Annotated in this window: 15 protein-coding genes; 11 read left to right on the top strand and 4 right to left on the bottom strand. The window is 40.8% G+C overall.

Translation table 11 applies throughout. The annotated features are described in order from the left end of the window. Positions 1 to 106 precede the first annotated feature (106 nt). Together AWW68_RS12380 and AWW68_RS12375 are read right to left on the bottom strand one after the other, a co-directional pair. Positions 107 to 1,126 carry a hypothetical protein gene (locus AWW68_RS12380; protein WP_068221488.1) on the bottom strand — a complete coding sequence of 340 codons (1,020 nt, stop codon included), beginning with the start codon at positions 1,124 to 1,126 and terminating at the stop codon, positions 107 to 109. A gap of 4 nt (positions 1,127 to 1,130) precedes the next feature. Further along, entirely contained in the window at positions 1,131 to 2,960 is a 1,830-nt protein-coding gene (locus AWW68_RS12375) for a hypothetical protein (protein WP_068221486.1), read from the bottom strand. A 443-nt stretch (positions 2,961 to 3,403) separates the two neighbouring features. Between AWW68_RS12375 and AWW68_RS12370 the strand changes: the two genes are divergently transcribed. Further along, entirely contained in the window at positions 3,404 to 4,489 is a 1,086-nt protein-coding gene (locus AWW68_RS12370) for a sensor histidine kinase (RefSeq protein ID WP_068221484.1), read from the top strand. Positions 4,490 to 4,967: 478 nt separating this feature from the next. Here the strand turns inward: AWW68_RS12370 and AWW68_RS12365 are convergent, their stop codons facing one another. Then, a complete protein-coding gene (locus AWW68_RS12365; RefSeq protein ID WP_068221482.1) occupies positions 4,968 to 9,752 on the bottom strand; it encodes an excinuclease ABC subunit UvrA in 4,785 nt (1,594 codons plus the stop codon). Between the two features lie 322 nt (positions 9,753 to 10,074). Then, positions 10,075 to 10,587, bottom strand: coding sequence for a hypothetical protein (locus AWW68_RS12355; protein WP_068221478.1), 513 nt, complete (start codon positions 10,585 to 10,587; stop codon positions 10,075 to 10,077). 290 nt (positions 10,588 to 10,877) lie between these two features. Here AWW68_RS12355 and AWW68_RS12350 point away from each other — a divergent pair, with 290 nt between their 5' ends. The 10 genes from AWW68_RS12350 (at position 10,878) to AWW68_RS12305 (ending at position 21,389) form a co-directional block, all read left to right on the top strand. Continuing rightward, on the top strand, positions 10,878 to 12,599 hold the full coding sequence (locus AWW68_RS12350) for an ATP-dependent nuclease (protein ID WP_068221476.1): 1,722 nt from the start codon (positions 10,878 to 10,880) through the stop codon (positions 12,597 to 12,599). Positions 12,600 to 12,969: 370 nt separating this feature from the next. After that, a complete protein-coding gene (locus tag AWW68_RS12345; RefSeq protein ID WP_068224075.1) occupies positions 12,970 to 13,869 on the top strand; it encodes a cell division protein FtsX in 900 nt (299 codons plus the stop codon). 1 nt (position 13,870) lies between these two features. Continuing rightward, a complete protein-coding gene (locus AWW68_RS12340) occupies positions 13,871 to 14,083 on the top strand; it encodes a DUF3098 domain-containing protein (protein ID WP_068221474.1) in 213 nt (70 codons plus the stop codon). After that, the gene (gene uppP / locus AWW68_RS12335; RefSeq protein ID WP_068221472.1) at positions 14,084 to 14,875 is read left to right on the top strand and encodes an undecaprenyl-diphosphatase UppP; all 792 of its coding nucleotides are present in this window, start codon (positions 14,084 to 14,086) and stop codon (positions 14,873 to 14,875) included. After that, a complete protein-coding gene (truB, locus tag AWW68_RS12330; RefSeq protein ID WP_068221470.1) occupies positions 14,875 to 15,576 on the top strand; it encodes a tRNA pseudouridine(55) synthase TruB in 702 nt (233 codons plus the stop codon). Before uppP ends, truB begins: the two co-directional genes overlap by 1 nt. After that, positions 15,573 to 16,505, top strand: coding sequence for a bifunctional riboflavin kinase/FAD synthetase (locus tag AWW68_RS12325; RefSeq protein WP_068221468.1), 933 nt, complete (start codon positions 15,573 to 15,575; stop codon positions 16,503 to 16,505). The genes truB and AWW68_RS12325 overlap by 4 nt, the downstream gene beginning before the upstream one ends. An 11-nt stretch (positions 16,506 to 16,516) precedes the next feature. Beyond that, positions 16,517 to 17,215 (top strand): CoA transferase subunit A, encoded by a 699-nt coding sequence (locus AWW68_RS12320; RefSeq protein WP_068221466.1) that lies wholly within the window; start codon positions 16,517 to 16,519, stop codon positions 17,213 to 17,215. Between the two features lie 159 nt (positions 17,216 to 17,374). After that, on the top strand, positions 17,375 to 18,037 hold the full coding sequence (locus tag AWW68_RS12315) for a 3-oxoacid CoA-transferase subunit B (RefSeq protein WP_068221464.1): 663 nt from the start codon (positions 17,375 to 17,377) through the stop codon (positions 18,035 to 18,037). An 11-nt stretch (positions 18,038 to 18,048) separates the two neighbouring features. After that, the gene (gldC, locus tag AWW68_RS12310; RefSeq protein ID WP_068221462.1) at positions 18,049 to 18,393 is read left to right on the top strand and encodes a gliding motility protein GldC; all 345 of its coding nucleotides are present in this window, start codon (positions 18,049 to 18,051) and stop codon (positions 18,391 to 18,393) included. 233 nt (positions 18,394 to 18,626) lie between these two features. Continuing rightward, entirely contained in the window at positions 18,627 to 21,389 is a 2,763-nt protein-coding gene (locus tag AWW68_RS12305) for a TonB-dependent receptor (protein ID WP_068224074.1), read from the top strand. The last annotated feature ends 8 nt before the right edge of the window (positions 21,390 to 21,397 follow it).

Raw genomic sequence — 21,397 nt, 5'->3', positions numbered from 1 at the left:
TTCTCGCAATGACGGTTTGAAAAGGCTTTTCAGTCTACTCCAACAGCTCATTATTCTACATACCGCTAACTAATGACCACTGACAAATGACGAATCAACCAGCTCATTAGTACAAATAATACTCCTGCTGATCCATGGTCATAATACTGAGGGGTTGCTTGCCGTATTGCGGTTTAAAAACCACTAGCCTATCTCCTACTTGTAGCTGGTCGAAAGTAACGGATTCTACCGTGATAACGCCAATGGTTGTCTTCAGTCTTTGAGCACTTTTGGAACGATTAGAAGTGAAGGTTGTCTTGTCTTCAATAATGGTAGGTATGCCACGCTTAAAGCCATAGCGCTTACTCATTTGGTAGGTTCTGTACGACCGAATGATCTTGAATAACTGATAAGCCGGAATGATTACCACTGGAAAGAAAAGAATCAAAAGACCTTCCAAACCATTGGCTAAGAAGGTGACTAACATAATCAAAGTAGGCACCAACCATACATAACGCGCCTTCTGCTGACTTTTGAAAATGTTCTTGAGCACCTCTTCATCTTTCGGAGTCAGTTTTACATCTGGAAAAGTAGTTTGAAGAAACTTGTCATTGGTTTCGCCTTCCAGCTTGTGCGCCTCTTGGTCTACCACCTCCTGACCGGTAAGCTCCATAGCTAAAGTCATCTTAGATTTTGGAGCCTTGTCCAGCACTATATGCATGCCCACTTTAGCCTTATTATAGTGCTTAAAATCTACCGAATGCTCTTCATCATCTATATATAAATAGTAGTGTCTGGTAGTTTTACTGCTATGGTTTCTGCTTGTATTATGATGATGCGTCTGGCTGTGATGTACATTCAGTCTTTTGTTGGTTACCATGCCACTGATGCGGTGTTTCACCCCTCTTTTCAGGTCAGCAAAAACTGCCCAAATCATATAACCGATCACGCTAAAAAAAATGACGCCAAAGCCGATAAAGACATAAACAGCAATATCATCAAAGGCCATTGGGTCATTAAAATTCCCTAAAACTGAGAAGCCAATAAAGGCAAAAATCAATCCTGAGAAGCCCGCAAAGGCAAAAAATGGTAGTAGCCTGAGCCTAAGTTTTTTAATGTCGGCCGCTTCTAATGGTAATTGTTGCATGGTTTTATTTTAGGGGGTTAGAAATGTAAATTCCTTCTAGGGTATTGAACACGAGTTCATCGCTAGCCGTGAGGGTAATTTCCTCATCATGAGTGTGCATATCGGCAGCGTCAAAGCTTACTTCGAGTACTTGTTCTGTGCATCCGCTAGTTGAAGAATCGCAAACAGAAATCATCATTTCTCCACCGAATTCAAATACAATGGACACGAACTTTCCAGTGCTTAATTCATAGTGACCCGTTTTGAATCCTTCAGGAACATCTTCTCCTGTTAGGGCATTCACTCCATTGATAAATGACACCCAAGTAACACCATAATCTTCGCTGAAGTAAGCCACACTATTTACTCCAGGGTTGGTGTCTCGCATGTATACCACACCATCTGAGGCAATTAATCGTGGACCTCTCCCCGCCTTATTGGTGGAAGAGCCAGAAACTTCTGTCCAGTTGATGCCATCGTTGGAAGTATAGGCAGTCATATCGACAGATCTTGTTATCGGGCCACCACCGGGTGACTGGTAACTTTTGGGTTGAACAGTTAATGCATGGTAAACGCCATCAGCGCCCTTGGTCACTAACTCAGGAGCTAGCGGATCGGTAGATTCTAAGCTCCAGTCCTTGCCATTGGAACTGGTGTAAGTTCCTGTTGCTGTATAAACTATGGTTCGGCCTTCATCATGCAATATGCTTGTGATATTGCCGATAGGCGAAGTTGCATATGCCTCGCTATTCCTATTGAATACTTTGTCTTCGGCATAAGCATATTCACCAATCAGGTATGTTTTCCCAAACATGTAGCCAGCTGGGTATTCGTAACCCATATCTAATGGCAAGTATTCCTGCTGACCGTTTACTGTTTTTATGATTCCTCCCCTAAAACGGTCTCCGCCTTCTAAAAAGCCTTGGGTGAAGACACTTTCTTCTCCGAATGCAATGGCCGAAACATTGTCTACTGGCTCAATTGAATTGCCCGTAGCCAAATGCATTTTACTTTCCCCCCAGCGATCGTAGATATTTACATAGGCCTTATCTTTATAAAGCTTCATTCCTCCTTCGGTATTTCGATAAATACGATAGTCTTCTGGGTACTCGTAATAGCGGATTTCCTTTTCTGGAGTGATGATGATAATACCTCCTTCTTTGGCGTAAGCGAAATAACCGTAGCTGTAAGCCGTTTTCACTTTGTTTCGACTGTTTCCCAAACCATAAAGTCGCTTATAATCCATATTCGCAAGGGTGGTCTGCGTGTAGGTTTGCGTGCTTACATCGAATTCAGCGATGACCTTATTTCTCCAATCGAAGAAGCCCATTTTCTCTCCCCAAGTACCGAGATAGAAGTCTTCGTCCATCTCCAAGCGAACTCCAGTACTCACATAGGTTCCATTATCATCGATAAAGAAAGTCTTGCCGTTAGCACCATCGTTTTGAATGTAGACCAGTTTGCCTGAATCAGTTACCCCAGTGGCATAATGAATAGCTGCTGAACCAGAACGGATATTATCGAGATCGTAAACGCCTCCACCATAAACAAAGAGGCCATCATTGCTGATGTTGATTGGTGTATTATCCGCATTACCGTAAACGAAAAGTTCTTCAACCGTTTGTCCACCATCTTTGGAGTAGAACGGCTTATGTGCACCAAAAAAGATCATGTACTTTTCATTCGGACTGACCATGATGGACGATGCCGTGGCATAGGCTGTTGTTGGCATTAACTGCGTAAATTTCATGTTCCCTGCAGCCTCAATAGCAGGGTCAATGTCTTCTTTGGGATCGCAGGCAAAAGCTGCTAACAAAGCAAATAGCAGTAAAAAAGTTTGGTTTTTGAGATGCATAAAAGCATGAAGGTTTGTACATCACAAACTTATCTTCAGGCAGAAAGTGGTTCAATACGGCAATTGACGTAAAATGACTGGTTGATTTGTCATTGGACAATGGTCATTAGTCAAAAGTTGGGAATTGGTGCTCTGTGCTCGGGAAATGGTTATTAGTTAATCAGCACTCAGTGTAACACCCTGACCTCACCTTTCCTCCTCGACCACCCAGATGCCTCATGTCGGAGAGGTCTGCCAGTGAATTTATTGATTACTGCTATGTGATTGGTTGAGAATTAGTTAGTCATAAACTAGAATTAGATGAAGTCGATTATCTACTCCGCCTTCATCCTGATATCTCCACTAAGTTCTTTTTTTAATTGGCAGCTAGTGTTTGAATAGTTGATTTCAAGCTAGTTTATCCATAAATTAATGTAGTTTCAATTGCTATAACGCTTCAATTCATGAACGATTTTTTAAGTGCAGATATACTTTTTAAGACTCTTGACGACTTACCCATAGGCATCGGTGTTTTTCGGGTAGAAGACCTTGATGACAACAAGAGCATACGCTATGTTTTTATGAACAAGGTGGTGCTTTATGAGATGAGGAAAACCAAGGAAGAAGTTTTTGGTAAGAAGATTCATGAAGTAGCTCCAGAGGCCTATGAACATGAAGGCGGACTTTTTGTGATTGAAACTTATAGAAAAATAGCCAAGGAAGGAGGCAGTATTAATTTGGGTCTGGTAGAATACTCGAATCATATGGTTGCTGGTACCTATGAGTGTTCTGTACACCACATTGCAGACAATTATGTGTATGTAATGCTCCGAAACGTAACGGAACTTGAACAAACCAAGAACCAATTACAGCTCAAAAACAAGGAGCTTAATCAGTTTGCGTATATCGTTTCGCACGATTTAAAGGCTCCACTCAGAACAATCACGAGTTTTATCGACCTTCTAAAAGGGCAGCATCAAAACCAGTTAGACGAGCAAACCAAAGCTATGTTTGGCTTTATCTCTGAAGCTGCCTTGCGCATGGATAAATTGATCACCGATATTCTAGACTTTAGTAGAATTGGAGAAACAAAGGAAATGGCCATGGTAGACCTCGGGAAACTAGTTGAGATTATTCAACAAGATCTAGCCGAGCGAATAAATGATACTAAGGCCTCTATTAAGATTGGTGATTTGCCCACAATAAAGGGCTATGAAACGGAACTTCGTATGCTTCTTCAGAACTTAATTGGTAACGCATTGAAATTCAACAAACCTGGCCGTAATCCTGAAATCGAAATATATGCTAAAGAGGAGAACGGATGGACAATCTTTATTAAAGACAATGGCATAGGTATAGCAGAAAAGCATCAAGAAAAAATCTTTGGTGTCTTTCAAAGACTTCACGATCAAGATAATTATGAAGGCACGGGCATTGGACTCGCCCATTGCAAGAAAATTGTCGAATTACATAATGGTGAGTTGGGGGTAGAATCCATTCCTGATGAGGGTAGTACCTTTTACTTCAGCATACCTCATCAAGACAGCTAAGCTTTCGCTGCATGCTTTCAAATTCTTTTACTCTTACGAGACACTGGTCGTTGTTAAATCAGGAGAATTAGTGAATTAGTCATTCGACAATAGAAAATTGGTCGTTGGATACTGTGACAGAAGTTGATCATCATAAACCACAAAAAGCCCATTTAAACCGTCATCGCGAGAATTAAAACCAGTGTCACCGAGACCCCGATAATTCGAGGTGGGGCAAGGTTTTATGGCGAAGCAATCTTTCTGTTAGAAGATCTACTGCTCAGAACAGACAGATTGCCACGTTCCAAAATTTCACTACGTTCATTCTGCTCCTCGCAATGACCTCTAAGACCCAATCACCAATTCAATTCTTAGGCCTCTCGAGGTGGTCATGGTGAAAAGTTGAGTGGCTAGGTTACTACACTGTTTTCCGTTTTTCGGTTTACCCTGCACCTTCGTTGGTGTTGCCACCAATGAACTCTTCACCTATATTATTCCATCACACCAACTCTCCTCCTCGTTCACCGCTCGCTGGGCCAAGTTTAATTACTCTATCGGCAGAGGCAATCATGGTTTTATTATGCTCAATGAAAATGATGGTATCTCCTTGGTCAATCAATAACTGAAACACCTCATTTAGTTGAAGAATATCGAAATAATGTAATCCTGTGCTTGGTTCATCAAATAGGTAAAGCGTAGCGCCCTTCTCTCCTTTCTTGCTCTTGCCAATTATCATAGAGTTGGCCAGCTTTAATCGTTGCGACTCACCTCCCGACAAAGTATTACCCGACTGCCCCAAAATCAGATGTCCTAAGCCCACATTCTTCAAAATGTTCAGGCTACCTACAAGGGTACTGCTCTGGAAAAAGTCAACCGCTTCTTGCACTGTTAGCTGTAAAACCTCACCTATAGACTTGCCTTGAAAGGTGACTTCTAAAATCTCTTGGTTATAGCGTGTACCTTGGCAAGTATCGCAGGTTAGCCAGATATCGCTCATAAAATCCATGGTGGTTTTGAGCATTCCATAACCTGCACAGGTGGGGCACTTACCTCGCTTACTCTGGTAAGAAAAGTCAGCTCGTTTCCACCCACCCGCATTGGCCGATTCGGTTTTGGCATAAATAGCTTTTAGCTCATCTAAGATTCCTGTATACGAAACAGGAGTAGTTAATCTGTTGACAGTCAAGCCTTCTTGAGTAATCATCAAAACCTCCGAAAATTGCTCTAAACCAAATACTGACGAACAATTAATTGCTTTTCCTTTTTCCCAAGAACGATAAAGTACCTCTTTCACCAAACTCGATTTCCCACTTCCCGATACGCCTGTAATCGCAGTGATTTGCCCAGCGAAAAAGTCCACATTAATCTGCTTTAGATTGTGCGCAAAAGCACCTTTCACCCCAAAAGCTTGCCCTGCCGAGTTTTCACTTTTCTTTACGTTCTCTCTTCGTTCATTTAAAAGTTGAGCTGTTACCGATTCTTTCACTTTACTTACACCTTCAACCGTTCCCTGATAAATGAGCTCGCCACCATTTCGACCAGCCTCAGGTCCCATTTCAATCAAGTAATCAGCCTGACCAATGAAGACAGGATCATGCTCTACCACCACCACAGTATTGCCATTGGACACCAGTTTTTTCAACGCTTTTGAAAGTATGAGTACTTGTTCTTCATCTAACCCAATAGTCGGTTCGTCTAACACGTAAATCACCCCGAAAAGATGCTTAGAAAGTTGACCAGCAAGTGTTACTCGCTGACGTTCACCACCCGAAAGGGTGCTCACTGCTCTGTCGAGGTTTAGGTAACCCAACCCTAAATCGATCATCGTTTGCAGCGATGCTTTCACCGATGGCAACACCACCTGAGCAATTGCCCATACCGTAGAATCATTAGAAGCTGAAGTTTCTTCCAATAATGACAAACATTCACTGATGCTCAGTGATGAAAGTTCGTGTATGTTTTTGCCCAAGAAAGTGGGAGTTAACAACTCTGGTTTCAGTCGGCTACCCTGGCAAGTAGCGCAAGTCACTTCGTGCATTAAACTTTCAAAATCGCTCAACTTTTTGTTGTGCAACCTGCGTTGATATTCTTCGTCAATATAGCGGCAAAAGCCTTTCCAAGGGGCTTTAATTTCTTGCTGGCCCTCTCCTGTTTTGGTTTTGTACTGCCAAGTGGTTTCCCAAATTTGGTTGCCCGTTCCATATAGAATGGCTTCTTGAATTTCAGGATCGAGTTCCTGCCACGGTTGCTCTAAATTCCACGACTTTTGGTGCGCAACTTCTTTCAACGTAGCCATAAACTGACCGTCTACATCGGCATAATAGGCAATAGCTTTGTTGGTTGAAACAGCTCCTTCAAAAACCGAATCACGTGGGTTCACAATAATTGCTTCAGGGTCGCATTTCAGCTGAATTCCCATGCCTTCGCAAGCTGGGCAAGCTCCCAAATAATGATTGAAAGAGAAATGCTGTGCCGTGAATACTTCTCCCTGATGTTGGGCAATTCGTGAGTACAGCAATCGAAAGGCATCGTGAATGGTAGATTGTGTTCCCACCGTAGACCGTTTAGATGGGCTGCCACCTCTTCGGTTAATGCCAATGGCTGGCCCCAAACCACTGAACGATTTGATTTCTGCTTCGCTATTTTGCTGCAAAAAGCTTCTGTGGTACGTAGAAAGTGATTCGGTAAATCGGGCATTCGACTCGGCAAAAAGCGTGTCGTAAACCAACGATGATTTTCCACTTCCAGAAAGACCCGTTACTACCGTTAGCTTGTTTTTAGGAACCCGAACATCTACATTTTTAAGACCATGAGTTGTTACTCCTTCCAAGAAAATTTGGTTCGTTAAAAGCTTTTTGGTTGACGCTTGACTCTTTTGAACATTTACCCTAGTTCTGCTTTGTTGTGGTACTCCCTGGTAAAGAATGGTTCCACCTTTTTGACCACTTTCTGGCCCTAACTCAATGTGCCAATCACTGTGGGCAATCACCGTCTCGTTCTGTTCAATACACACAATGGTGTTTCCCTTTTGCTTGATTCTTTCGAACAAACGCAAGAGCGAATGGATGTTATCGTGGTGCAGGCCAATGCTCGGTTCTATGATTACGTAAAGCGTATCGCCCGTATCTTTTTTCTGTAGTTGATTGGCGATTTTAATTCGCTGGGCTTCGCCACCAGACAAGGTGGAAGAAGACTGACCTAAAGTAAGGTAACCCAAGCCCATTTCTTCTAACAGTTGAAGTCCTGCAAGTACTTTTTTGTCTTTTGAAAAGAACGCCACTGCGTCAATCACCGACAATCTATACACATCGGCTATGGATAAGCCTTTGTACTTCACCTCTAGCGTTTCTTGGTTAAACCGATCACCATTACAGGTTCCGCAAACAAGCTCTACATTACCGAGAAAGTGCATCCCGATCTGAATCTTTCCCGCCCCTTGACAAGTCTCACAGCGTCCACCTTTATTGTTGAATGAAAATCGCGACTTGGTAAATTTCCTTTCTTTCGACTCTGGCAACTGCGCAAATATATCGCGGATATAATCTGACAAGCCCAAATAAGTAGCAGGGTTGCTTCTTGGCGTTTTTCCGATGGGCGAATGATCGATAAAAATCAGTTTATTGATGGCTTCTAGGTTTCGATGTTCGTTAACTTTCACTTTCCCATCTACCGAAACACCTAACTGCTGCTCTACCGCCTTGAGCAAAGTACCTTTCACCAAGCTCGACTTGCCTGCTCCCGACCGGCCACTCACTACATTGAGTTGCCCCAGATGAAAGCTAACATCAATATTTTTGAGGTTTCTTTCAGAACAACCGATGAGTTCTATCGCTGCTTTCTTTTCGGTTGATTTTGGTGTAGAAACCGTATCAGTTGTCGTTTGTAAAGCTCTAAAAGTAGGACTCGTTGCTGCCAAATCTTTTTGTTGAAGAAAATCAGACAAAGCTCCGTTAAAGATGAGCTCTCCTCCATTCACTCCCGCTTCAGGACCTATTTCTATGATATGATCTGCACTTTTAATGGTGGCCAAATCATGCTCTACCACAATTACAGTATTGCCCTTGCGCACCAACTCTTTGAAGTGATGAATCATTCTTTGCTTTTCGTGCCAATGCAAACCAATGGATGGTTCATCGAACACGTAAAGCACATCGCTAAGCGGCACTAAAATCTGATTGGCCACGCGAATTCGTTGTATTTCACTTGCTCTGAGCGAAGCCGAAGGTCGGTCTAAGGTAAGGTGCCCCAACCCTAAATCTGCCAGTAAATCGGTTTGAGCTTTTATTCTTTGTACTATCTCGGTGGCGACTTCGTTCCAATTGTTTGCTTCTATCCAAGCTTTGAGTTCATTCAATTCGAAACGGCTAACCTCTGCAATGTTTTTGTCTTGCACCCGAACACTCAGCGCATCTTGATTGAGTCTTGCCCCATGGCATTCAGGACAAGTAACTGCGCTCACAAATCGGAGAATGTTCGGGTTCCTATCGCGCTTCAAAATATCAGCCATGATGGTAAGAATGCCTTTGTAATAGCCTTCTTCCCTGGGTTTAGCCTTCATGCCTGTCCACCGTAAACGCGATTCTAAGGTGTGTTTACCGAAAGGCACTTTTATCTTGTCACTACCGTGAAGAATCACATGGCGTTGAGCATCGGTGAGATCGTTCCAAGGAACATCAACACTAAAACCCTCGGCTTCGCAAACTTGATTGAGTACATCAATAGTTACCTGAGAATACGTAATGTAGCCATTGGGCAAAGTGGTGGCCAGGGCGCCTTCTCTAATGGTTTTCTCAGGAAAAGCGACCAGCTTGTTGACATCAATTTGCTCTTCTTGGCCAATTCCGTTGCAACGTGGGCATTTGCCGATAGAAGAATTGAAGGAAAATAGTGAACGTGTGGGTTTTATATTTCGCTGTGTCTCTCCTGTTCTGGCAAATAGTAATCGGAGTAGATCGTGTATATCGGTAAGGGTTCCTACGGTAGATCGAGCATGAGAGCCACTTGTGCGCTGACCAATGGCAATTACTGGAGAAAGCCCTTCAATTTCATCAACTTCTGGACGATTCAGTTTGCCCATAAATTTTCGGGCGAAAGAAGGCAAGGTTTCGAAGTACCTACGCTGCCCTTCTTGGGCTATAATATCGAAGACCAAACTCGACTTTCCCGAACCTGAAATACCCGTGACTACAATCAGTTGATTGTGGGGAATTTTAAGCGAAATATCCTTTAGGTTATTGGCTTTAGCACCTTTTATAAGAATGGCAGGCTGCGAACTCTCTTGCATTCCGTGAAATTAGTAAAAGCCCTATGGAATGCTAATTATGCCTCTTGTCACCAGCAAGTAAAATCAGACCGATTATATTCAAACATAGAAGTCTTAGACGCTAAGACTAGTAAGGATCATGCTGAGGTACAAAGCATCTTATGCAGCCTAGTAGTCCTGTTAATCAATCTAGCTTCTACCCCTGCCCTAAAGGGTGAATGATGAAGATTTCGAACTGATGAAGCTAAAATCCCCTTTAGGGGAGTTAGGGGTCATGCTGAGGTACGAAGCATCTTATGCGGCCTTGCAAATCCTTGCTTGCGGATAGGATTCTTCTCTGCGTTCAGAATGACTTAGACGCAACCGTATCGGTAACCGCCTGTGCCCTTGCTGTATTGTCACCAACTAGCAAAGTAAGACTGATTGTATTCAAATATAAAAGTCTTAGCGAGACGCTAAGACTAGTGAGAGGTTTTATATTTCGTTGGGTCTCTCCTGTTCTGGCAAAAAGTAATCGGAGTAGATCGTGGATATCGGTAAGAGTTCCTACCGTAGACCTTGCGTGAGAACCACTTGTGCGCTGACCAATAGCAATGACTGGAGAAAGCCCTTCAATTTCATCTACCTCTGGGCGATTGAGTTTACCCATAAATTTTCGGGCGAAAGAAGGCAAGGTTTCGAAGTACCTGCGCTGCCCTTCTTGAGCAATTACATCGAAGACCAAGCTAGACTTTCCAGAACCCGAAATACCCGTAACTACAATCAACTGATTGTGGGGAATTTTAAGCGAAATATCCTTAAGGTTATTGGCTTTAGCACCTTTAATAAGAATGGCAGGCTGCGAACTCTCTTGCATTCCGTGAAATTAGTAAAAGCCCTATGGAATGCTAAACCTCACTTGGTCTCATATGTCTTAGCCAGATGCTAAGACTAGTTAGAGCTACGGCTTACCATATTACCCTTGCAAATAAACCCCGAATTAACTTTCTTGACCTCAAGAAAACACACACATATTCAATCTCCCCTGTGATTTTCTTAAAAACTTAAAAGGTGCATATAGCAGCACACCAATATGGTGTGCTAACGCTCACGTTTATGGGCATTAGCACACGTTGTACAGCGTAAAAAAGTAATAACAGGCAATCAATGAAAATTTTTAAAGTTGAAATCTCCAAGTTTAGGTCAATCGATAAAGGAGAGTTTCATTTAAGCCAATTAAATGCAATTGTAGGGCAAAACAACTCTGGAAAATCGGGAGTTATGAGAGCATTAAACTCTTTTTTTAATCCAAAAAATGAAATCGAATATTATAAGGATGGCACTAACCTTTATAGCTCTACTAATACAGTACCAAGAATAACTATTGTTTTTACGAATGTTCAACAAGATTCTATCCTAAGCAAATACGTTCAGAACGGTTATCTATCCATCAAACATGAGTATAATAAAAAAAGAAAAAGATTAGACTACTCGGTATTTGATACCAACAAAAAATACCGTGCATTAACTGAAGATGAATTAGACCAATTGCATCAGGGTATTCAATTTGTTTTGATTCCTTCTGAAAGAGGTTCTATGCACAACCTAAGAAATGAAACCGGTGTTTTGAGACAGCTTTTTGATACTTTTTTCACTAGTCATACTGCAAAAAGAGATACGTTAACACCTAAAGTAAAAAGTGCGTTCAATTATTTTAAGGATAATGCTCTAAACAAAGTTGCTCAAGGAATTGAAGGAAAATATTTAGCAAAAAGAGGCTTTAAAATAAACATAGACAGTCAATTCCCCTTGAGTTACGACTTGTTCGTCAATGATTTAATAATAAAAATAAGTGAAGGGGATAGAGATTTTAGTTTAGAAGAATGTGGTAGTGGTATTCAAAGTTTAGTAGCGATTTCTGTATATAAATATTTAGCTGAGCTAAACCATTCAAATTTCATTATCGGAATAGAGGAACCTGAAGTCAATTTACATCCACAAGCGCAAAAAGAGTTAATTCATTCTTTGTTAGATGAAATCAATGAAAATGATGTCCAGATTATTTTCACAACTCATTCTACTGTAATTATTGACCAATTAGACCATTCTGACATTATATTAGTTAGAAAAGTAACAGACCCTAAAAGGAAGTTTAAAACAAAAATCAAACAGTTATCCTCAACATTTTGGAATGATTACAGTCTTGATGAATTAAAATACAATAAGTTTCACAGGTTTAGGAACTCTGAGTTTTTTTTCGCTAACCATATATTAGTTACAGAAAGCGACACTGACTCTGAAGTCTTCAGGGAACTTCTGGATAGAAATAAGATTAACATCGAAAAATCTGGTATCTCGGTACTAGAATTAGGAGGAATAACATCATTAAAGTACGCCTTTTATCTAATTCGGGATTTAGAGCTTGAAAAGACCTTTGTAATTGACAAAGACTTTTTCTTCCCATATTCAAATAACAAAAAAGTGGACAGTAGAGATGGTAGAGGATTCTTTAAGTACGGTAAAACATTTAAATCGAATCAACTAATAAACGAGCTTTTTGATAACGAAAGTAAGAGATCAATAATCGAAGACTATCTTGCAAACAACCACACTAAGTCGTTACAACTTACACCTGATTTTGATGTCATATGCATGAAATATAATTTAGAAATGGATTTACTAGCTACTTCTAATTCACAAAATGTAGTTTACAACTATTTAAATGTACAACCAGAACAAAGAAATACAGCATACCTTTTTTTGAACAAAGAAGATGCTTTAAAAGAGGTATCCCTACTATTGCATGTAATTCAGAATTCGACAAGACAAAATCTTCCCTATTCTTATAGATACATAATTAAACGCTTCGAAAAGTATGCTAACAAATAAAAAAGCTGTACAACAATACCTATGACACCATGTCGTGTCGGTGGATTACGATAGGTTTGTAGTTACTTGATAGACCGCGAATTCTCTGAATGCGCCTAGTGTGAAAAAGAAATTACTATGCGAATTCAAAGATTTCGCTACTTAGATAAACGAAATACGAACTTAAACACGCCATGGTCCATACCCAAACCATTCTCATTCCCCCTCCCATTCACCATCAAACATTAAACTTTGAACATTCACCATTAAACCTTAAACATTGAACATCAAACATTCAACATTAAGCCTGCGGTCGATTAAACAATATTAACATCCTCCCTCAGTTACCCTTTTGAATTAATTACTATTTTTGACTTCAAATCATTCTGCATTGGCTAAGGAAATCAAGAAACATAAGCGCAAAAAGAAACTCGGATCATACCACTACGTCAGTGTCATCTTTAGTGCAACTCTAGCCTTATTTGTCATCGGTTTATTCGGCATAGTTATTCTGCAAGCCAACAAGCTTACTTCTATTATCAAGCAGAATATTGAAGTACAAGTCTATCTGAACAAAGACCTTTCTAATAGCCAAAAGAACAGAATTCAAAGCACGCTCACTTCTAGCGATTTCATTCTCAATGAAGAAGGAGAAGAACCGATTAACTTTATTTCTAAAGAAGAAGCGGCCACCCAGTTTATTGAAGAAACCGGAGAAGACTTCACTGAATTTTTAGGTGAGAATCCGTTGAGAGATGCCTACGTAATCAGAATTGCACCAACCTATCAGACCAATACCAAACTGGATAGCATAGCGAATGTCATTGAAGATATCAGTGGTGTGTATGAAGTAACTTACGTGCAAAACTTGGTCGACTCAATTAACAGCAACCTAACCAAACTCAGTCTTATTCTGGTGGGTATTGCTGCCCTATTGACCATTATTGTCATTCTGTTGATCAACAATTCTATTAAGCTAGCATTATTCTCACAGCGATTCCTGATCAGGAGTATGCAGTTGGTTGGAGCCAAAAGCGGATTCATCAAGAAGCCTTTCCTTTCTAGGTCTTTGCTTCATGGTGCCATTGCTGGTTTAATTGCTTCAGGACTTTTATTTGGGCTCAAGCAGTTTGCCAACCAAAAAGTGGAAGGCTTAGATCAGCTTCAGCAGCAAGAATTGATATTAGCGCTTTATGGCGTTTTGATTTTATTAGGGGCTTTAATCTCTTACTTTAGCACCATCAAAGCCATGAACAAGTATTTGAAAATGTCTTTGGACGAACTCTATTAGTATGTCGGAAAAGAAAAAGAACAACTTCGCTTTCAGCAAAGAAAATTATAAGTGGATGCTTATCGGATTAGGAACCATATTGGTTGGTTTCGTTATCATGTCATTAGACGGTGAGCAGCACGGACAAGGCTTCTTAGGCCTAACCCTCGGCCCAATCGTAATTATGGCTGGCTTTATCCTAGAGTTCTTCGCTATTTTCAAAAAATCAAAATAAATGACTTGGTTCGAAGCCCTAATTCTTGGCTTGGTTCAAGGGTTAACTGAGTTTCTCCCTGTAAGCAGTAGCGGACACTTGGAGATTACCAAAGCCATTTTTGGCGATAATAGCTTACCAGAAGAAAGCTTACTAATGACTGTGGTTTTGCATGCAGCCACTGCTTTGAGCACCATTGTCATCTTCCGAAAAGATATTGCTGAAATACTCAGGGGATTACTCCAATTCAAGAACAATGAGGAGTTTCGATTCTCTTTGAAAATCATCATTTCTATGATTCCTGCAGCCGTGGTTGGTGTTCTTTTTGAAGAAGAGATTGAGCAGTTTTTCGGTGGAAACCTTCTGCTGGTAGGTTCTATGCTTATCCTCACTGCTGGCTTACTTTTCTTGGCCGATAAAGCCAAAAGCACATTGAATCCTGTGTCTTACAAAAACGCATTTGTAATAGGTGTGGCTCAGGCAGTAGCTATTCTACCTGGAATTTCAAGATCTGGAGCAACTATTTCTACCTCAGTGCTTTTAGGAGTAGATAGACAAAAAGCAGCGCGTTTCTCCTTTTTAATGGTCGTACCATTGATTTTAGGGAAAATGGCTAAAGATATTTTGAGCGGAGACTTGGCCGAAACACAAACCGAGACCAGCCTTCTTATAGTTGGTTTTATAGCTGCATTTGTGGCTGGTTTAATCGCTTGCCAATGGATGATTGCGCTGGTAAAGAAAAGTCAACTTAAATATTTCTCCTTCTACTGCCTGATTGTTGGTATTATTGCCATCATCTACACCCTAGCTTAATGCTGAATTTAGATCCGGAACTAAGTAAGCAAGAAAACTTTCTTGCTGGTCAGGTATTACTGATCGACAAACCATTGGAGTGGACTTCTTTCGATGTTGTAAAGAAGGTTCGCAACAACATCAAGATTAAGAAAGTAGGCCATGCTGGTACCTTAGACCCATTGGCTACAGGCTTGCTCATTGTCTGCACAGGCAAAATGACCAAGTCTATTGAGACTTTTATGGGGCAGGAAAAGGAGTATACTGGTTCCTTCACTATCGGTCAGACCACTCCAACCTACGATTTGGAATCGGAACCTACAGAAGCGGTTGCCATAGACCATATTACTGAGGCCGGCCTAGAAAAGGCCAGACAGCCATTTTTAGGAGAAATCAGCCAGACCCCTCCCATTCACTCTGCCATTAAAGTGGGCGGAAAGAGAGTTTACGAACTGGCTCGTAAGGGAGAAGACGTAAAGTTGAAATCGAGACAGGTGACTATTTCAGAATTCGAACTCACCAAAGTAGATTTACCCCGAATTGAATTCCGTGTAGTTTGTTCAAAAGGCACATACATTCGTAGCTTAGCTAACGATTTTGGTGCAGCCTTAGGTGTGGGAGCACATTTAAGTAGCTTGAGAAGAACTAAAATTGGCGAATTTGATGTTGAAAATGCTTATCAGTTAGAACAACTGATAGACTTTCTAAAAGAGCTTTCATGAAGATTCATCTGGGAACAGAAGCTATTGAAAATATAAAAAATGCCGTTGTTACTTCTGGCACTTTCGATGGCGTACACATGGGCCATCAGAAAATCATAGATCGCCTAAAAGAAGAAGCCCGCAGAATTGATGGCGAAACAGTGCTCATCACCTATTGGCCTCATCCTAGGTTGGTTTTAAAGCCTTGGGACAGCTCACTCCAACTGCTTTCTACTTTTCCAGAAAAAGCAAACCTGCTAGAAGAGTACGGTATCGACCATTTGGTTAAAGTGCCTTTTACTAAGGAGTTTGCCTCCATGCAGGCCGAAGATTACATTAGAGTAATACTCAGTGAACGCATTCAAACCAAGAAAATAATCATTGGCTACGATCACCGTTTTGGTAAAGACAGAAGTGGTGGTTTGGAAGAGCTACACCAATTTTCTGATAAATATTGCTACGAGGTAGAAGAAATTCCTCGTCAGGATATTGAAGAAATAGGCATCAGCTCTACAAAAATCCGCAGAGCCTTAGAGGTTGGAGATGTACAACAAGCCAATACATTTTTAGGAAGAAACTATGCCATTACTGGCCGTGTAGTGCATGGTGAAAAAATTGGCAGATCTTTAGGATTCCCTACAGCCAACATTTCCATTAAAGAAAACTACAAACTCATTCCTGCCGATGGTATATATGCCGTTCGTGTTTGTCTTAAGTACAACAAATTCGATGGCATGCTCAACATTGGTAACCGCCCAACCATTGGTGGCGACCATAAAACAATTGAAGTAAACATTTTTGACTTCAATGAAGATATCTATGAGAGTGAGATCTCAATTGAATTTGTAGATTTGATTCGGAAGGAAATTAAATTCAGCTCGCTCGATGCGCTGAAGGAGCAGCTCAAAATTGACAAGCAGTCGGTTACTGAGCGATTAAGTAAACTATAAAATCAATTGCTATGATTAATAAGGTGGTCAACAATGCTGAAGAAGCCATTGCAGACATTCCTGATAACGCCACACTCATGTTGGGTGGTTTCGGCCTATGTGGAATACCCGAAAACTGTATCAGTGCACTAGTAAAGAAAGGCGTAACTGGCCTTACTTGTATTTCTAATAATGCTGGTGTAGATGATTTTGGAATCGGCCTAATGCTTCAAACCCGTCAGGTTAAAAAAATGATCTCCTCTTACGTAGGAGAGAATGCTGAATTCGAAAGACAGCTACTTTCGGGTGAATTGGAGGTAGACCTAATTCCACAAGGTACTTTGGCCGAAAGAATTAGGGCTGGTGGAGCTGGTATTCCTGCATTCTTCACTCCTGCTGGTTATGGAACCGAGGTAGCTGAAGGCAAAGAAGTAAGAGAATTCGATGGTAAACACTACTTATTGGAATCTTGGCTGAGGGCAGACTTTGCCTTAGTGAAAGCTTGGAAAGGCGATAAAGCTGGTAATCTAGTCTTTAAAGGAACGGCTAGAAACTTCAACCCAATGATGGCCACTGCTGGTAAAATCACCATTGCAGAAGTTGAAGAGCTAGTTGAAGTTGGTGAGTTAGATCCAAACCAAATTCATACTTCGGGTATTTTCGTTCAGCGAATTTTCGAAGGAAAAAACTACGAAAAGAGAATCGAACAGCGAACTACTAAAATTAAATGATTTGATGATTAGATAATTCGGTAATTTAATAATGCACTTAACAAACACACATGAGAACAGACAGAGAATTGAGGTTCAAAGGTTCGATTATAAAAGTGCTTTCGAAAAATATATCGACCAGTAAATCATCAAATTGACTCATCTTCAAATTTTCAAATTATGTCTTTAGACAAAATAGGTATAGCAAAACGTATTGCCCAAGAAGTTCAAGATGGCACATACATCAACTTAGGCATTGGCATCCCTACCCTAGTGGCCAACTTTATTCCTGACAATATTAATGTGGTGCTTCAATCTGAAAATGGGCTATTAGGTATTGGTCCTTTCCCTGAAGAGGAAGAAGTAGATGCTGATTTAATCAATGCAGGAAAGCAAACGGTGACAACCATGGCTGGTTCTTCACTTTTCAGTTCAGCAGAAAGCTTCGCTATGATTCGCGGTGGCCATGTAGACCTCACTATTCTTGGAGCTATGGAAGTATCAGAGAATGGCGACATTGCCAACTGGAAGATTCCAGGCAAAATGGTGAAAGGCATGGGTGGAGCTATGGACTTGGTGGCTTCGGCAGAAAACATCATTGTAGCCATGCAGCACTGCAGCAGAAGTGGAGACTCTAAATTATTAAAAGAGTGTACCCTTCCTATTACAGGTATCAGATGTGTAAAAAAGATAGTGACAGACTTAGCCGTAATGGATGTACTTCCTGAAGGTGGCTTTAAACTAATTGAAAGAGCACCTGGCGTATCTGTTGAAGAAATAGAAGCTGCTACAGAAGGAAAACTAATTATTGAAGGAGAAATTCCTGAAATGCAAATAGACTAACTAATACAGAAATGAAAGATTCAGAGATTAAGCTGAAAATAAAACTAGACAAAGACGCTATTCCAGAAACCATTACCTGGGATGCTACCGACAAAGACATTCCTGGAGAAGAGGAAACAAAGGCCTTTAACCTGGCCATTTGGGATCACAACACCATGAGCACTTTGCGCATTGATTTGTGGAACAAAGAAATGCCTGTAGACGAAATGAAGCGCTTTTATGTGGATTGTTTAGGTGGTCTAGCACAAAGCATATTGAACTCTACTGGAGACGAATTCATGTCTTCTGCTATGAACAGGCTTTGTGATAAACTGGTAAAACACCTTGAAGAGGAAAACCGCAAAAATTCCCAATAGAATTCACCCTATATGCTATAAAACCGCGCTTTGCCGTTCTTGCAGAAATATTATGCATGACGAATAAAATTACGCGCGGTACTTTTTAAACATCAAAAACATTGTATTTTTGGACTGATGCCTATGATTCAATTTCTGAGATCATAGGACCGCCAAACTTTATTTGTTTCAAAAACCTTAGTATGAAGAACTTGATGAAAATTTTTAAAGGTCTGCTACCGGTCCTGCTCTTAATGCAATCGATTACTGCGCTTGCTCAAGATCAGGTAAAGATATCTGGTAGAGTTATTGACGCTGCTAGCAGTCAGACCCTACCCGGAGTTAACATTCGGGTAAAAGACAAAGTGGTTGGAACAATCTCAAACGCCAATGGAGATTTCAACCTCACTGTCAATCAATCAGCACCACTAACATTGATTTTTTCTTATGTTGGCTACACTCCACAAGAAGTAGAAATCACTCAATCAAATGTTACTGGGTTAGAAATAAAAATGGAGGAACAAATCATATTCGGTCAAGAAGTAGTAGTATCTGCTTCTAGGTTCGAAGAGAACATCCTCACCTCTCCTGTTTCTATTGAAAAACTAGACATTCTGGATATTAAAGCCACTGCAGCCCCTTCATTTTATGAAGGCTTAGCTAACCTAAAAGGTATAGACTTTAGTACCCAAAGTTTAACGTTTAAATCGATCAACGCTCGTGGATTTGGAGCAAACGGTAACACCAGATTCGTTCAGTTGATAGATGGTATAGACAATCAAGCACCAGGCTTAAACTTTGCCGTAGGTAACATTGTAGGTATTAACGACCTAGACCTTGAGTCTGCTGAATTAATACCTGGTGCAGCTTCTGCCCTTTACGGACCAAACGCGATAAACGGTATTTTACTGCTAAACTCTAAAAACCCTTTCGAGTATCAAGGACTTAGCGTTTATGCTAAAACTGGTTTAAACAGTGTAGATTATGGTGCTTCTGAAGAACAAGAGTTTTACCAAGATTATGGATTTAGATGGGCTAAAGCCTTCAATAACAAACTAGCATTTAAAGTAACAGGTTCTTACCTAAGAGCTACAGACTTTGTAGGTATAGACACAAGAGACCAAGGTTTGGCTACTGGTGGTGCTGTAGAAAGAGGCACTACCGAAAGAGGTAACAATCGTTTTTATGATGGTGTAAACGTATATGGTGACTTCGGTATTACCGTAGGGGCTGTAGCAGATGCTGCCATTGCAGGTGGAACAACTTCTTTAGTTCCATTAAGAACCCTTTTCCCTGACGATCAGGACGGATATTTTACTCCTACTGGTTTCACCGAGAACTCGTTCGTAGACAATACTACTGAAAGTATAAAGTTTGGAGGTGCGCTTCACTACAGATTGAATGACAAACTAGAGTTATTCGGTCAAGTAAATTATGGTGCAGGTAGCACGGTATACACTGCCAACGATAGATTCGTACTAGATAATTTCTCAATTACTACTGCCAAAGTAGAATTAAGAGGTTCGGAATTCTACGCTAGAGCTTACACCACCCAAGAGAACTCAGGCGATAGTTACGCAGCTAACACCTTAGCTTCATTGATTAACCAGCAAACTTACTTATCTCCGTATCTTCAGACTTTTGCAGGTGCAAGATTAACAGGTGCATCAATTGAACAATCTCACGCTGCAGCACGTCAGGCAGCAGATGCAGCTCAGCCTCAACCAGGTTCTGCTGAATTCGAAACCTTAGCCAATTCACTAAGACAAGTTTCTATTGCCGATGGTGGTGCTAAGTTCTTAGACAAATCAGCACTTTGGCATATGGAAGGTAGCTGGGATTTAGGTGAAAGAATTGAGTGGGCCGATGTAGTAGTTGGTGCAAACTGGAGAAGATACTCATTGAATTCTGAGGGTACTCTTTTCGCTTTAACTAATGATGGCGAAGAAGTAAGCATAGATGAGTTTGGTGCTTATACTCAAGTTTCTAAGAACTTTTTAGACGACAACCTGAAGCTTCAAGGCTCGGTTAGATATGATAAAAACGAGAACTTTGAAGGCCAGCTTTCTCCAAGAATTTCAGCAGTTGGTACAATTGCAGACAATCACAACATTAGAGGTTCATTCCAGAGAGGTTTCCGTATCCCCACTACTCAAGATCAATTCATTGACTTAGATGTGGTTTCTAGAAGACTAATTGGTAGCAATGAGCTATTGGTAAATAGATACAACTTCTCTCCTCAAAACACTTACAGAAGTGAAAGTGTAGCGGCTGCTAGAGCTGCTGGCAACCCAGATCTTTTGGTTTTGGAAACTAGAGTAGACGATGGTTTTAAAACTGAAAAGGTTAACACCTTCGAAGTAGGATATAAAGGTCTTTTCCTAGACGGTAGACTTCTTGTTGATGCTTACTACTACTACAGTAGATACTCAGACTTCATTGCGGAGATCGATTTCACTCAAGCAGTACCTAATGGTATTAGAGGTTCAAAAGTAGACGATAGCCCTGCTGTTCGTCAAGATATAGTTGATGGTTCTGTTCCTACACAAAGATTCGGTTTTGACATCAATGCTGATGGTAATGTAGAAGCACAAGGTTGGGCTGTTGAAGTTGATTATACCTTAGATGGTGGCTACTACCTTGGTGGTAACGTGGCATTCAACCAACTAATCTCTCAAAGCGACCTTATTGCTCAAGGCTTTAGAGCTTCTTACAACACTCCTGAATATAGATTCAATCTGCAAGTAGGTAACCGTAAGGTAACTGATAAGCTTGGTTTCCAAGTAAACTATAGATGGCAGCAAGCATTCCTTTGGGAATCTTCTTTTGGTACTGGTGTAATTCCTGATTTTGGAACACTAGATGCTCAGGTTTCTTATAAAGTGCCTGAGTGGAAGTCTACCTTAAAACTTGGTGCTAGCAATATTCTTAATGAGCGTTATACAACCTCATTTGGTAACCCAACATTAGGTAGCATCTACTACTTCCAAATCACGTTTGACGAATTCTTCAATTAATTGAGAAT

The organism is Roseivirga spongicola (assembly GCF_001592965.1).
GTDB lineage: Bacteria > Bacteroidota > Bacteroidia > Cytophagales > Cyclobacteriaceae > Roseivirga > Roseivirga spongicola.
Note: the sequence above shows the minus strand (reverse complement) of the source record. Positions and strands in the feature narration are given on the sequence as shown.